Annotated in this window: 14 protein-coding genes and 1 pseudogene; 7 read left to right on the top strand and 8 right to left on the bottom strand. The window is 72.3% G+C overall.

Annotated elements, in window-relative coordinates; all coding sequences use genetic code 11:
- Positions 1-85: 85 nt before the first annotated feature.
- From ACOFKX_RS14490 to ACOFKX_RS14480, 3 genes are all read right to left on the bottom strand, one after another.
- A complete protein-coding gene (locus ACOFKX_RS14490) occupies positions 86-1402 on the bottom strand; it encodes a glycosyltransferase family 4 protein (RefSeq protein WP_419827782.1) in 1317 nt (438 codons plus the stop codon).
- A 124-nt stretch (positions 1403-1526) separates the two neighbouring features.
- On the bottom strand, positions 1527-1793 hold the full coding sequence (locus ACOFKX_RS14485) for a hypothetical protein (protein WP_419827781.1): 267 nt from the start codon (positions 1791-1793) through the stop codon (positions 1527-1529).
- A 10-nt stretch (positions 1794-1803) separates the two neighbouring features.
- Positions 1804-2634: an ABC transporter substrate-binding protein gene (locus tag ACOFKX_RS14480; protein ID WP_419827780.1), complete on the bottom strand. Its 831-nt coding sequence runs from the start codon at positions 2632-2634 to the stop codon at positions 1804-1806.
- A gap of 61 nt (positions 2635-2695) precedes the next feature.
- On the opposite strand from ACOFKX_RS14480, the gene ACOFKX_RS14475 reads away from it, so the two are divergent.
- The 5 genes and pseudogenes from ACOFKX_RS14475 to ACOFKX_RS14455 all read left to right on the top strand — a co-directional run bounded on the left by ACOFKX_RS14475 (position 2696) and on the right by ACOFKX_RS14455 (position 7533).
- A complete protein-coding gene (locus tag ACOFKX_RS14475; RefSeq protein ID WP_419827779.1) occupies positions 2696-3694 on the top strand; it encodes a FecCD family ABC transporter permease in 999 nt (332 codons plus the stop codon).
- The gene (locus ACOFKX_RS14470; protein ID WP_419827778.1) at positions 3688-4470 is read left to right on the top strand and encodes an ABC transporter ATP-binding protein; all 783 of its coding nucleotides are present in this window, start codon (positions 3688-3690) and stop codon (positions 4468-4470) included. Before ACOFKX_RS14475 ends, ACOFKX_RS14470 begins: the two co-directional genes overlap by 7 nt.
- A gap of 61 nt (positions 4471-4531) precedes the next feature.
- A pseudogene (locus tag ACOFKX_RS14465) lies at positions 4532-6149 on the top strand (NAD(P)/FAD-dependent oxidoreductase).
- Positions 6150-6158: 9 nt separating this feature from the next.
- On the top strand, positions 6159-6338 hold the full coding sequence (locus ACOFKX_RS14460) for a hypothetical protein (protein ID WP_419827777.1): 180 nt from the start codon (positions 6159-6161) through the stop codon (positions 6336-6338).
- 7 nt (positions 6339-6345) lie between these two features.
- On the top strand, positions 6346-7533 hold the full coding sequence (locus tag ACOFKX_RS14455; RefSeq protein ID WP_419827776.1) for an NAD(P)/FAD-dependent oxidoreductase: 1188 nt from the start codon (positions 6346-6348) through the stop codon (positions 7531-7533).
- A 3-nt stretch (positions 7534-7536) separates the two neighbouring features.
- On the opposite strand, the gene ACOFKX_RS14450 is transcribed toward ACOFKX_RS14455, so the two are convergent.
- Entirely contained in the window at positions 7537-8130 is a 594-nt protein-coding gene (locus tag ACOFKX_RS14450; protein WP_419827775.1) for a nitroreductase family protein, read from the bottom strand.
- Positions 8131-8329: 199 nt separating this feature from the next.
- Here ACOFKX_RS14450 and ACOFKX_RS14445 point away from each other — a divergent pair, with 199 nt between their 5' ends.
- A complete protein-coding gene (locus ACOFKX_RS14445; protein ID WP_419827774.1) occupies positions 8330-9178 on the top strand; it encodes a TorF family putative porin in 849 nt (282 codons plus the stop codon).
- Positions 9179-9218: 40 nt separating this feature from the next.
- On the opposite strand, the gene ACOFKX_RS14440 is transcribed toward ACOFKX_RS14445, so the two are convergent.
- From ACOFKX_RS14440 to ACOFKX_RS14425, 4 genes are all read right to left on the bottom strand, one after another.
- Positions 9219-10733, bottom strand: a complete 1515-nt coding sequence (locus ACOFKX_RS14440; protein WP_419828272.1) for a SulP family inorganic anion transporter — start codon at positions 10731-10733, stop codon at positions 9219-9221.
- Positions 10734-10747: 14 nt separating this feature from the next.
- Complete coding sequence (locus ACOFKX_RS14435) at positions 10748-11440, bottom strand: carbonic anhydrase (RefSeq protein ID WP_419827773.1); 693 nt, start codon at positions 11438-11440, stop codon at positions 10748-10750.
- Between the two features lie 93 nt (positions 11441-11533).
- Positions 11534-12862, bottom strand: coding sequence for an ATP-binding protein (locus ACOFKX_RS14430; protein WP_419827772.1), 1329 nt, complete (start codon positions 12860-12862; stop codon positions 11534-11536).
- Between the two features lies 1 nt (position 12863).
- Positions 12864-13574 (bottom strand): response regulator transcription factor, encoded by a 711-nt coding sequence (locus tag ACOFKX_RS14425; protein ID WP_419827771.1) that lies wholly within the window; start codon positions 13572-13574, stop codon positions 12864-12866.
- Positions 13575-13696: 122 nt separating this feature from the next.
- Here ACOFKX_RS14425 and ACOFKX_RS14420 point away from each other — a divergent pair, with 122 nt between their 5' ends.
- Positions 13697-13984 carry a hypothetical protein gene (locus ACOFKX_RS14420; protein WP_419827770.1) on the top strand — a complete coding sequence of 96 codons (288 nt, stop codon included), beginning with the start codon at positions 13697-13699 and terminating at the stop codon, positions 13982-13984.
- Positions 13985-14068: the final 84 nt, after the last annotated feature.

The raw sequence follows: 14068 nt of genomic DNA, 5'->3' as shown, positions 1-14068 counted from the left end.
GCTCCGTTGGCGCGGCGGTGCGTCCCTGTCGGATCGTGCCGCCGTTTGCAATCACGTGCCGCAAGGAACGCGATCCGCACGCCGATCATCGCCGCGTTCGAGCGTTCTCCAGGATCCGCGCGTACATGGAATCGAGGCGGCGGATATAGTTCGCTTCGGAGAAGTGCTCGGATTGCGCCAGCCCGGCTTGGCTCAGCCTCCGCCGCAGCGCCTCGTCGGTATCGAGCGCGACAAGCCCCCGCGCGATCATCGCCACGTCGTAGGGATCGACCACCAACGCGCCGTCGCCGACCACTTCGGGCAGCGAGCCGCCGTGCGACGTGAGCACCGGCGTGGCGAGCTGCATCGCTTCCAGCACCGGCAGCCCGAAGCCTTCGTAGAGCGACGGGAAGACGACCGCGCGCGCGGATCGGATCAGCCGGGTGAGCAGCTCGCGTGGCAGATAGTCCAGCTTGACGACGCGCTGCACGCCGGTGCTGCTGTTGCCGGCGAGCAGGCGCAGCTCGTCCTCGCTCTGCCAACCGCTCGAACCGACGATGACCAGCGGCGTCTCGGTCTGGATCGAGAGGTAGGCCTCGATGAGGCGGCCGACGTTCTTCTTCGGCTCGATCGCGCCGAAGAAGAGGAAGTAGCCCTGCGGCTTCAGCCCGAGAATGCTCTCCACCATGCGGGCGTCCTCCTCCGCCGGCAGCGCGGTGGCGGACGCATCGAGCGTGGAGCATTGGTAGGTGTTCGTCACGCGCGCGGGATCGGCGTCGAGCTGCTCGACGATGTCGCGCCGGCTCGCCTCGGACACGGTGCAGACGTGCGCGGCCTGCTTCACGCACGCGCCGACGATGGCGGCGTAGGATCCCTTCACGTCGAGAGTTGTGTAGGGCAGCTTGAGCGGCACGAGATCGTGCAACGTGTAGACGTTGAGCGCGCCCTCCACCTCCACCGGCACCGGATAGGTCCAGTGCATGATCGGCGGAGGATTCGTCATCCGCACGCGGACGAACCGCTTGTAGAAGGCGAAGTGGCGGAACGCGACTTCGAACAGGCGTGGCGCGCTCGTCAGCCGGTCGAACTCGGGCAGCCTGTCGCGGAAGCCACCCCTCTCGACGCGGCTCGTGAGCGGCACGTCCTCCGCCTGCATGCGAAGGAAGGGGAGGGCGGCCCGCCCCAGCACCCGGCGGCTGCGGCGGGAGGCCTTGCCGCTGCTCGGCGCGCGACGCGACAGGGCATCGAAGAACATGACGTCGCGCAGCGACGCCTCTGCCCCGACATCGAGCCCGAACACGCCCTGCACGGTGTGGCCGCCCCGCTTCAGCGCCCGCGCGAGCGCGAAGCCGTAGGTCGCGACGCCGGTTCCATGCCGCCGCGCGAGGTTGTAGCCGTCGATGCCGATGGCAAGTCTGTCCACGGGCCGCCTGGATTGCCAGAATTCGACGCGGGGATAGTCGCAACCACCGGGGCAGGCAACGACGCAGGTTCGCCGCGACAGCGGCAGCTCGCGACCGGACGGGAGCGGGCGTGCGCCGGCGCCGCTACGCCTCGTCGCGCATCTCGCGATCGGCCGCGTCCATGAAGTCGCGCGCTGCCTCGCGATCGGCCTCGTCCTCGAAGGCGTCGACGATGTCGGGCGCGGCGCCGAGCATGTGGAGCAGGCACCAGTAGGCGAAGCGTCGCCCGCCGTCGCGCTCCAGCCCGAACTGGAGGCGCAGCCGTTCGACGCCGGCGAGCAGCGCGTCGGGCGGCAAGGCCGCGATATCGTCGGTGCCGAAGAAGCGGACGAGGAGCTGATCGAAGTCCATGCCCAACCGCTTACCGCCGCGTGGCGCGCGATGCGAGCTGTCGTGTCAGGCTTTGCGCCGCGAGCACGTAGGCCGGGCCGCCGCAGACCGTCCATGCCTGCGGCAGTCGCAGGCGCGGGATGCCCGCGAGAACCGGATGGTGCAGCATCTCGGTGCCCTGGTCGGCGGTGCGATCGCTCGCGCTCTCGACGATCAGGTAGTCGGGCCGCGCCGCCACGAGCTGTTCGAGGGTAAGCTGCGACAGCGCCGGCCGCCCCAGCCGCGTCGCGAGGTTGACGAGCCCGACACGCCGCATCAGCTCGTCGACCAGCGTTCCCGCCCCTGTCACGTAGCCGCGTCGCTGATAATAGGCGGCGACGCCGTGACGGCGGGGCGGGGGCAGGGCGGCGAGCGCGGCGTTCATGCGCGCGACCAGGGCCTCGCCGCGCGCCGAGTGGCCGACGGCGACGGCGACCGTACGAACCTGCCCGAGAATCGCGGCGTAGCTATCGGCGGGCGGCAGTTCGATCAATTGCGGGTGACGCCCGGAGAGCGCGCCGACGCGGGCGGCGGGTTGTCCGGGCGCGGCAAGGACGAGATCGGGGTCGAGCGCGAGGACCTCCTCCGCGCCGCCGCCGCTCACCGGCATCGCGCGCGCCGCGCCAGCGCCGGCGGAGAGCAGCGGATCGCGCGAGAACCGGGTGAGCGCCGCGACCTGTCCGCGATCGGCGAGCGCCAGTAGATATTGGTCGGCGCACAGGTTGAGCGAGACGACGCGTCGCGGTGGCGCCGGCGCGGCGCCCAGACAGAGCATCGCCAGCGGCAGGAGCCGGCGATATGGAGCGCGCGCGACGCGGGGCATGGCATCGCATGATCGCAAGCGCCGCCCGGCACAAGCGCGCGGGCGGGGAACGAGGAGCGTGGTGACCGACGGACGATCCCGCGCGCTGCTGCTCCTCGGCCTGGCGGCGGTGCTGGTGCCGGCGGCGGCGCTGTCGCTGCTGCTCGGCTCGGCGCCGATCGCGCCGTCGCGGCTGCTCGCCGTGCTTGCCGGCCACGGCGATGCCGTCGCCGCCACGATCCTCGTCGATCTGCGGCTGCCGCGCACGCTGCTCGGCCTTGCCGTGGGCGGCATCCTTGGCCTCTCGGGCGCGGCGTTGCAGGGCTATCTGCGCAACCCACTCGCGGAGGCGGGGGTACTCGGCGTGTCCAACAGCGCGGCGTTGGGGGCGGTGGCGGCGCTCTACTTCGGGCTTGCCGCCGTGCACCCGGCGCTGCTGCCGGCGCTGGCGATCCTTGGCGCGCTCGCGGGGCTCGGCCTGCTCGTGCTGCTCGCCGGCGGCTCCGAGAGCGCGCTGACGCTGATCCTGGCCGGCGTCGGCGTGGCCACGCTCGCCGGAGCCGCGATCAGCCTGGCGCTCAACCTTTCGCCCAACCCGTTCGCGGCCATGGAGATCATGAGCTGGCTGATGGGCAGCCTGGACGATCGCTCCTTCGAGCACGTCCGGATCGCGCTGCCCTGCATCGCCGTGGGCGCCGCGCTGCTGCTCGCGGACGGCCGGGCGCTCGACGCGCTAACGCTCGGCGAGGATGGCGCTCGGGCGCTCGGCGTCGATCTCGCGCGCGTCCGCGGCCGGCTGCTGCTCGGCGTCGCGATCGGCGTCGGCGGCGCGGTGGCAGTGTCGGGCGCGATCAGCTTCGTCGGGCTGATCGTGCCGCACCTGGTGCGCCCGCTCACCGATCGCAGCCCGTCCGCCGTGCTGCTGCCCTCCGCACTCGCCGGCGCGGCGCTGCTGCTCCTCGCCGATGTCGGCGTACGACTCGCGCCGACGTCGGGCGAGCTCAAGCTCAGCGTCGTCACCGCCTTCCTGGGCGTCCCGGTGTTCCTCGTCCACCTGCTGCGGGAACGTAGGCTGTGGTGACGATCCTCCTCGACGGCCTCTCCGTCGCGCTCGGCGGCCGAACGGTGCTGGATGCGATCGACGCCGAGATCACGCCGGGGGCGCTGATCGGCGTGATCGGCCCCAACGGCGCCGGCAAGTCGACGCTCGCGCGCGCGATGCTGGCGCTGGTGCCGGCGCGCGCCGGCCGCGTCGCGATCGACGGCGAGGACGCGGCGTCGCTGTCGCGCGCGTCGCTCGCCCGGTGCGTCGCCTACCTGCCGCAGGGGCAGCTGCTGCATTGGCCGCTCACCGTCGCGCGCTTGGTCGGCCTCGGCCGCCTGCCCCATCTCGGCCCGCTGTCGCGGATCGGCGCGGCCGACGCCGCCGCGATCGAGCGGGCGATGGCGCGAACCGACGTCGCCCACCTGCGCGACCGTCTCGCGACCGAGCTCTCCGGCGGCGAGCGCGCGCGCGCGTTGCTGGCGCGCGCTCTGGCGGTGGAGGCGCCGGCGCTGATCGCCGACGAGCCGCTCGCCTCGCTCGATCCCGGGCACCGGATCGAGGTGATGGAGCTGCTGGCGGCCGAGGCTCGGGGCGGCGCGCTGGTGATCGTCGTCCTCCACGATCTCACAATGGCGGCGCGCTACTGCGATCGGCTGCTGCTGCTCGACGGCGGGCGGCTCGTCGCCGACGGCGCGCCCGCCGACGTGCTCGACGCGGAGCGGCTCGCGAACGTCTACGGCATCCGCGCCGCGATCGACCTCAGCGGGGGGCGCCCTCTCGTCGTGCCGCTGTCGCGCGTCGGCGGCGGCTGACGCGCCCATCCCGGTCGATCCGCGCCTTGGCGTAGCAGTGGCGCCATCCTAGTTGGTGGTCATGCTCCGCCTCTCCGAACTGCGCTTGCCGCTCGGCCACGATCCGGCGGCGATCGTCGACGCCGTCGCCGGGCGGTTGGGGATCGCGCCCGCCGATCTGCTGTCGCACGCGGTCGCCCGCCGCGCGCACGACGCGCGTCGCAGATCGGCGATCCTGACGGTCTACAGCGTCGACGTCGCGCTCCGCGACGAGGAGGCCGTGCTCGCGCGCTTCGCGGGGGATCCGCACGTCCGGCGGACGCCCGATACGCGCTACCGCGTCGTGGCGCGTTCTTCTCTCCTCCACGTCGCGGCCCGTCGTGATCGGTGCGGGCCCATGTGGGCTGTTCGCGGCGCTGATCCTCGCCCAGGCCGGCTTCCGCCCGATCATACTCGATCGCGGCCGGGTGGTGCGCGAGCGGACGCAGGACACTTGGGGGCTGTGGCGGCGCGGCGTGCTCGAACCCGAATCGAACGTTCAGTTCGGCGAGGGCGGGGCGGGCACCTTCTCCGACGGCAAGCTGTGGAGCCAGGTCAAGGATCCGCGCCACCTCGGCCGCAAGGTGCTGGAGGAGTTCGTCGCCGCCGGCGCGCCGCCCGGGATCCTGACCGAGGCGCATCCCCATATCGGCACCTTCCGCCTCGTCTCGATGGTCGAGCGTATGCGCCGCACGATCGAGGATCTGGGTGGCGAGTATCGCTTCGGCACGCGCGTCGACGACATCGAGGTCGAGATGCGGCGCGACGGCACGCGCCGCCTGGCCGGGCTCCGCCTCCACGACGGCACGCGGGTGGAGGCGGGCGCAGTCGTCCTCGCGATCGGCCACAGCGCGCGCGACAGCTTCGCGATGCTCCACGAGGCGGGCGTCCGCATCGAGGCGAAGCCCTTCTCGATCGGCGTCCGCATCGAGCATCCGCAATCGTGGATCGATCGCGCGCGCTTCGGGCCGTGCGCGGGCCACCCCGATCTCGGCGCCGCCGCCTACACGCTGTCGCATCACTGCAGCAACGGACGCACCGTCTACAGCTTCTGCATGTGCCCGGGCGGGCGCGTGGTGGCGGCGACCTCCGAGCCCGGCCGCGTCGTTACCAACGGCATGAGCCACTATTCGCGCGCCGAGTTCAACGCCAATTCGGGGCTCGTCGTCGGGATCGATCCGGCGCGCGACTATCCCGGCCACCCGCTCGCCGGCATCGCCTTGCAGCGCGAGCTGGAGGCGCGCGCGTTCGTGGCGGGCGGCTCGGACTATTCCGCGCCCGGCCAGACGGTGGGCGATCTCCTCGCCGGCCGCGCCTCCACCGCGTTCGGAGAGGTCGTGCCCTCCTACAAGCCGGGCGTCCGGCCGACCGATCTCGCTGACTGCCTGCCGGCCTTCGTCATCGACGCGTTCCGCGAGGCGCTGCCCGTCTTCGGCCGCAAGATCGCGCGCTACGACGATCCCGACGCGGTGCTGACCGGCGTGGAGACGCGCACCTCCTCACCCATCCGCATCCCGCGCGGGCAAGATTATCAGAGCGTCAACACCGCCGGCCTCTACCCGGCGGGCGAGGGCGCCGGGTACGCCGGCGGCATTCTCTCGGCGGCGATCGACGGCATCAAGGTCGCCGAGGCGGTGTCGCTGGCGATGACGGTCGGCTAAGGCGGCGCCATGGCCGACAAGTTCGAGAGACATCGCCAGCCCTGGCGACAGGACGAGATCCAGAAGCTCCACGCGCTGGCGAAGAAGGGCATGGCGCTCCGCGCGATCGCCAAGGCGCTGACGCGGAGCGAGGAGTCGGTGAAGGAGCGCGCCAAGCTCGACGGGCTGTCGATCGCCAAGCTGCACTGACGCTTTCGTGACGAAGGACCGCTACGACGCGATCGTGCTCGGCGCGGGGGCGGCCGGCCTGATGTGCGCCGGCGTCGCGGGCCAGCGCGGGCGCCGCGTGCTCGTCGTCGACCACGCCGATCGGCCGGGCAGGAAGATCCTGATCTCGGGAGGCGGGCGGTGCAACTTCACCAATCTCGGCACGGCGCCCGATCGCTTCCTGTCGGCCAACCCGCATTTCGCGCGATCAGCGCTGGCGCGCTACACGCCCGCCGACTTCCTAGAGCTGGTCGAGCGCCACGATATCGCCTGGCACGAGAAGACGCTGGGCCAGCTCTTCTGCGACGGCTCGGCGCGACAGATCGTCGACATGCTGCTCGCCGAGTGTCCCGATGGCGTGGAGTTGGCGACGGGTCAGGCGATCGGTGAAGTCGATCATGGCGATGGGTTGTTCCGTCTGCGATTGGGCGCGCGCACGGCCACCGCACCCGCGCTGGTGATCGCGACGGGTGGCCCTTCGATCCCGAAGATCGGCGGCAGTGGCCTCGCCTACGATCTCGCGCGCCGCTTCGGCCTCAAGGTGGTGGAGCCGCGCCCCGCGCTGGTGCCGCTGACGCTCACCGGCGACGACCTGCTGTTCCGCGCGCTCGCTGGCGTCTCGGCACCGATCGAGGTGCGCCACGGCGAGGCGTCGTTCCGTGAAGCGGCGCTGTTCACGCATCGCGGCCTCTCGGGGCCGGCGATCCTCCAGATCTCGTCCTACTGGCGGCGTGGCGAGGCGATCGCGGTCGATTTCCTGCCGGATCGCGGCGCCGGCTGGCTCCCGGGCGCGAAGCGCGCGACACCCCGCGCCACCATCGCGCGGCTGCTCGGCGACGCGCTGCCCGATCGGCTCGCCGCCGCGCTGGCCGGGCGGCTGGCGCTCGGCGGCGAACTCGCCAACCTCGCCGACGCGCGGCTCGCGACGGCGGAGCAGGCGCTCGCCGCCTGGCGCTTCGTGCCCAGCGGCACCGAAGGCTTCGCCAAGGCCGAGGTGACGGTGGGCGGCGTCAGCACCGCCGAGCTTTCCTCGCGCAGCATGGAGGCGCGCAAGCTGCCCGGCCTCTACGTCGTCGGCGAGGCGGTGGACGTCACCGGCTGGCTCGGCGGCTACAACTTCCAGTGGGCTTGGGCGAGCGGGTGGGCGGCGGGCGACGATATCCGCCTCTCGCCCTGAACGTCAGAAGGCGAAGGATCCGCCGCCGGCGATCTCGGCGACCGGCCGGCGCTCGCTCGGCATCTCGCGCGCGCGGAGCGCTTCGGGCAGGATCGAGGGATCGGCGACGCGGCCGACCACCACCGCCGCCTCGATGCGAAAGCGGTCCGGCACCGCCAGCTCCGCCCGCGCCCGTGGGGCGTCGAACCCCGCCATGCCGTGTGCCTGGAAGCCAAGCCGCGTCGCCTGGAGGGCGAGCAGCGCCCAGGCCGCGCCCGCGTCGAAGCTATGGCTGGAGGACGGCTTCGGCTCGGCGTCCGGCGAGGGCTGGAGCAGCGTGTCCGAGAGGATGAAGAGCAGGCACGAGCCGCGCTCCGCCCATGCCTGGTTGCCCGGCACCAGCAGGTCGAGGAAGCGTGCCCAGTTCTCGTCGCCGCGCCGCGCGTAGAGGAAGCGCCAAGGCTGCGCGTTATAGGCGGACGGTGCCCAGCGCGCCGCGTCGAACAGCGTGTCGAGATCGGTGTCGCTGATCGCCGAACCGTCCAAGGCGCGCGGCGACCAGCGTTGCAGGAAGAGGGGATCGACGCCGGGCCCGGCGCGGCGGGGAGGGTTGCTCATCGCGCGAAAGTACGGCGGATCGGCCGACGCGCAAGGCGCCCCTGACCGGGACGGCAACACTTCGTCACGATCGGGCAGCCGCCGGGCAACCGCACGGCGTCATACCCTCACCGTCCGAACCGGACGTCGGCCCACCACGAGGCCGCGGCGGTGCGGATGCAGGAGGAACACCGCAACCTTGAACAAGGGTGTTCCTGCAATGAAGATCCGTCATGTCACCGCCGTGGCCGCGCTACTCGCCGCGGCGCCGCTCGCCACCCCCGCGCTCGCGCAGACCGATCCGTCCAAGCCGCTCAACGTCTCGGGCTCGATCGCGCTCGTCACCGACTACCGGTTCCGCGGCGTCTCGCAGTCGGATCGCAATCCGGCGGTGCAGGGCGGCATCACCGCGACGCACGAGAGCGGCTTCTACGGCGGCTTCTGGGCATCGAACCTCGCCGGCTGGGGCACGTTCGGCGGCGCCAACCTGGAGCTCGACCTGATCGGCGGCTATAAGCGCGAGTTCGCCGGCACGACGGTGGACCTGGGCCTTACCTGGTACATGTATCCCGGCGGCGCCGACGAGACCGACTTCGCCGAACCTTACATCAAGCTGTCGCGCACGGTCGGTCCGGCGGGCCTGACGGTGGGCGCCGCCTACGCGCCCAAGCAGCAGGCGCTCGGCCGATATTACTTCTCGGGCGCGTCGGCGCAGACCGGCGTTTATGACGATCCCGGCGACAAGGAGGACAACACCTACCTGTGGGGTGACGCCGCCGTCGCCATTCCCGGCACCAAGGCCACCGCCAAGGGCCATGTCGGCTATAGCTGGGGCAATAACGGCCTCGGCCCCAACGGCACCAGCGTGGCGCCGACGGGCGAGTATCTCGACTGGATGCTGGGCGTCGATTACGCGATCTATGGCCCGGTTACGCTGGGCGTCGCCTACACCGACACCGATATCTCCAAGCGCGAAGCGGCGTACCTCCAGCCCAACTTCTCGGATACGGGCAACGGTAAGACGATCGCGGGTTCGCGCGTGATCTTCTCGGTCTCCGCCGCTTTCTAATCTGGGCGGGCGGGCGCGCCGGCAGGGCGCCCGCACCGGATCAGGCGGCGAGCCGCAGCCGAGTGGCGCCGCCGGTGATCTCGGTCACCGCGCCGACGGCGCGACGGCGGGCGAGCCACTCGCCGAGCATTTCGGCGCTCGAATGATCGATCGCGACGAGGCCGGCGACGTCGAGCCGCGCGGTGCGCCCCGCCGGCACCGCGTCGAGCACGCGGGCGAGGCGAGGCAGCGTCACGAAAGTCGCGGCGCCGTCGAGCGCGATGTCGCTCGCCTCGTCATGGTGGTGCGCCTCCACCCCCAGCCGCAGGCGGCGCGCGTGAGGTACGAGTTCGATCAGCGACAGCCCGAGCCCGACGAGCACGCCGGTCAGCAGATCCTCCGCCACCACCATCACCAGCGTCGCCGCCCAAATGAGGGCGGGCAGCGGCCCGTAACGGCCGAACAGGTGGCGGACATGCGCGACGCCGACCAGCCGCACGCCGGTGACGACCAAGACGCCGCCCAGCGCCGCCATCGGCACCTGGCGCAGCACGAACGGCAGCAGCGCCACGAAGCCGAGGATCCACGCGCCGTGCAGGATCGCCGAACGTCGCGTCGCGGCGCCCGCCTGGACGTTCGCCGAGGAGCGCACGATCACGCCCGTCATCGGCAGCGAACCCGCCAGCCCGCACAGCAGGTTGCCGATCCCCTGCGCGCGCAACTCCTTGTCGAAATCGGAGCCTGGGCCGTCGTGCATCTTGTCGACGGCGGCGGCCGAGAGCAGCGTCTCGGCGGATGCGATGAACGCGATGGCCAGCGCGCTCGCCCAGATGGACGGGCTGGCGAGCAGCGCCACGAAGCCCGCACCCGGCGCGTCGATCGCGGCCAGCAGGCTCTCGGGAACGGCGACGCGCGCGATCCTGACGTCGCCGAAGCCGAGTGTCAGGTTGGCGGCAACGGTTCCCGCGATCACGCCGACGAGCGCGCCGGGCACCAGCCGCAGCCGCGTTGGGCGCCAGCGTTCCCAGCCGAGCATCGCGCCGATCGTGGCAAGGCCCACGAAGAAGGCGCGCTCCGCCTGTCCGAAGGATTGGGCATCGAGGCCGAGCACGCGCGCCGGCATGGCGGCGAGGTTGCCGACCGCGCTTGGTCCGGGCTTGCCGTCGAACAGGACGTGGAACTGGCCGACGACGATGAGCACGCCGATGCCGGCGAGCATCCCGTGCACGACGGCGGGGGAGATCGCGCGGAACCAGCCGCCGAGCCGCGCCGTGCCCGCCAGGAACTGCACCGCCCCCGCGAGCAGCAGGATCGGGCCGAGCGCGGAGAGGCCATGCTCGCGCACGATCTCGAACACGATGACGGCGAGACCCGCCGCCGGCCCGCTGACCTGGAGCGGCGAGCCCGCCAGCAGGCCCACCATCAGCCCGCCGATGATGCCGGTGACGAGGCCCTTCTCGGGCGGCACACCCGAGGCGACGGCGATGCCCATGCACAGCGGCATCGCCACGAGGAAGACGACGATCGACGCGGTGAGATCGGCTGTCGGATTGGGGCCGGCGAAGCGGCGGATGATCCCTACCACCGCGCTCACTCCGCCGCGACGGCGAGGGGCTGCGCGGCGGCGAGGCGTCGCTCCGCCTTCTGCGCGACCGGCAGCGTGCCCTCGCGCAGCGGCACGAACCGCCCGCTCTCGCCGTCGAGGCCGAGCACCTGGCCGGCGTGGATGTCGACGAACCAGCCGTGGAGCGTCAGCGATCCCGTCGCGATCCGCGCCGCGACCGACGGGTGGGTGCGCAGGTGGGCGAGCTGCGCCACGACATTCTCCAGGCTGATCGCGCGGACGCGATCGCCGCCGTCGAGCTCCGGATAGGCCTCCCCGACCACGCGACGCGCGGTGGCGGCGTGGCCGAGCCAGGCGGCGACGCTGGGCAGCGCGTCCAGCCCCGCCGGGTTCGCCACCGCCTTCATCGCGCCGCAGTCGGAATGACCGCACACGATCACGTCGCTGACGCCGAGCACGGCGACGGCATATTCGACGGTGGCCGAGACGCCGCCGTTCACCTCCATGAAGGGCGGCACGATGTTGCCGGCGTTGCGGCAGGTGAACAGCTCGCCGGGTTCCGCCTGCACGACGTGCTCGGGCACGACGCGCGAATCGGAGCAGGAGACGATGAGCGCCTTCGGGCTCTGGCCGTGCTCGGCCAGCCGGGCGTAGAGGTCGCCGCGTTCGGGATAGACGCGAGTCTCGAACTCGATGACGCGGCCGATGATGTCGATCATGGAAGCTCCGTTAGCCGCGGGTGCGGCCTCGGATCACAGCTACCCCTGACGCCTTGCCGCAGTGCGGCGCAGGCGTGAGGAAATGTTGCGCCGCTACGAGCGACGGGGCAGCGCGAGTTCCGCGCGCAGCCCGCCTTCCGTCCGGTTGACGAGCCGGATCGCGCCACCCTCCAGCGTCGCGGCGCGCGCGACGATGGTGAGGCCGAGCCCCAACCCGCGCGTGTTGCGCCCGCGTGCGGGATCGAGCCGCGTGAACGGTCGCAGCGCGTCGTCCAGCCGATCGCGTGGGATGCCGGGGCCGTCGTCGTCGACGCGGATCACGATACGGTCGCCCTCCACCGCGAGCGACACCGCCGCCCTCTCGCCATAGTGAAGCGCGTTCTCGACGAGGTTGGCGACGGCGCGGCGCAGCCCCGTCACGCGCACGCGCACGTCGAGATGGTCGGGGCCGTCGTAGCGCGCGTCGCCGCCGCGATCGGCCGCATCGTCGACGATCGTCTGGACGAGCACGCCCACATCGGCGAGCAGCGGCGTCTCGGGATCGTTCTCGCCGCCGAGGAAGGCGAGCAGCGAGGCGACCATCGCCTCCATCTCCGCGACGTCGCCGCGCATCGCGGCGGCATCCTGCCGCGCCTCCACCGCGTCGATGCGCAGGCCGAGCCGCGCGAGCGGCGTCCGCAGGTCGTGCGCCACGGCGGCGAGCGCCTGCGTGCGATCGGCGATCAGCTCGCGGATGCGCGCCTGCATCGCGTTGAAGCTGCGCACCAGGTGACGCACCTCGGGCGGGCCCGCCTCGGCGAGCGGCACGTCGCGCTCGGCGCCGACCCGCTCCGTGGCGTGCGACAGCGCAGCGATCGGCCTCAGCGCGCGGCGGAACAGGACGGCGCCGAGCAGCAGCACCAGCGCCGCCGGCAGCACCGCGAGCAGGATGCGGTTCGTAATCGACGCCCCGCCCGACGGTGCCGCCGCGCGGAAGCGCAGCCACGTCCCGTCGTCCAGCCGCAGCCCGCCGAGCAGCGCCGGCTCGCGTCCCACGCCGACGAGGCGCAGCGTCAGGTCGCTGCCCGACAGCGACGGCTCCCAATCGATCACGCGGCCGCGCATCGCCGCCATGGCGGGCGTCGTGTCGGCGGGCGGCGCGGCATTGCCCGCCCAACTGATGGCGTAGCGTTGCGTGCTCGTCCGCCGCGCCATCGTGGGCCGTTCGGGAAGGGGCTGACCTTGCACGAGAGCGCGCGCGACGACGAGATGCTCGGCCAGGCGCTGCGCCTCGTCATCGCGCACCAGCGCGCGCGCGGAGCGTTCGTAGAGGAGGGTGCTCGCCGCGAACTCGACCGTGACGGTCAGCAGCAGGATCGCGAGCAGCTGGCCGAGCAGGCCGAGCGAGCGCCGCGCCCGCCTCACCGCCGCGCGGCCGGGCACGTCATCGCCGCGCCACCTCGGTGTTGAGCATGTAGCCGACGCCGCGCACGGTGATGATCGGCGCCTCGCGTCCCGCGCTCGTCAGCTTGCGCCGCACGCGGCTGATGAGGACGTCGACCGAGCGATCCGAGCTGTCGCCCATCCGCGTGCGCGACAGCTCGATCAGCCGCTCGCGCGCGATGACGCGCTGGGGATGGTCGATCAGTGCGGCGAGCAGGTCGAACTCGGCGCCCGTGAGCTCGACGGCGGCGCCCGACGGCGCGGTGAGCTCGCGGCGGGGGAGGGACAGCGTCCAGCCGTCGAACTCGGCGATCCCCTCGCCGCGATCTACGGTGCCGCGCTCCAGCCCGCCGCGCCGCAACACCGCGCGCACCCGCGCGATCAGCTCGCGCGTCGAGAAGGGTTTGGGCAGATAGTCGTCGGCGCCGAGTTCCAGGCCCACGACGCGATCGGTCTCGCTGCCGCGCGCGCTGACGAAGATGATCGGCACCTCGCTCTCGCGGCGAAGCGCGCGCGCGATGTCGAGACCGCTGGTGCCCGGCAGCATGATGTCGAGCAGCACGAGGTCGGCAGGCCCGATCTTCAGCGCCTGCCACATCTCGGGCGCCGACGCGCACGGGCGCACGCTATAGCCGTTCTCCTGGAGCGCGCGCGTCGTGAGCGTGCGGAGCGCGGGATCGTCCTCGACGAGCAGGATCACGGGGGAAGTCATGGCGGAGCACTTCGCGAGGGCGACGGGCAGCGACAAGCGGGCGGACACGAAATCTTACACGCCCGCGACGGGCGCGCAAAACAGGGTTCCCATGTGCGGACTGACAACGGAGATCCATCGCCATGATCCGCATCGCACTCGCCGCCGCCCTGCTCGCGACGCCCGTCGCCCCCAATCTCGCCGCCGCGACGATCGGCGTCACCCATCATGACGGCGGCGGACCCGCATCGGGGCGTAGCCCGCACAAAGCCTACCGTCCCGTGACCCAGACCGGCTCCGCCTGCCGAACCGTCGCGATCCACGTGCCGGCGGGCAAGTTGCCGCATTACGGCTCGCATCAGGTGACGGGTGACTGCGCTGTCGCGACCGGACTTGCCGCGGCCGACACCGGCACCGCCGCGCTGGATTGATCGCCGCATCGGTAGGGGTGGCACTGCGGCCATGCCGGCCGAGTCCGGGCTGATGGTTGGCAACGATCGCTCACGCTGCAGTGC

Origin of the sequence: Sphingomonas sp. (assembly GCF_965200105.1) — a bacterium.
GTDB lineage: Bacteria > Pseudomonadota > Alphaproteobacteria > Sphingomonadales > Sphingomonadaceae > Solisphingomonas.
This window is presented reverse-complemented; position numbering and strand designations above follow the sequence as displayed.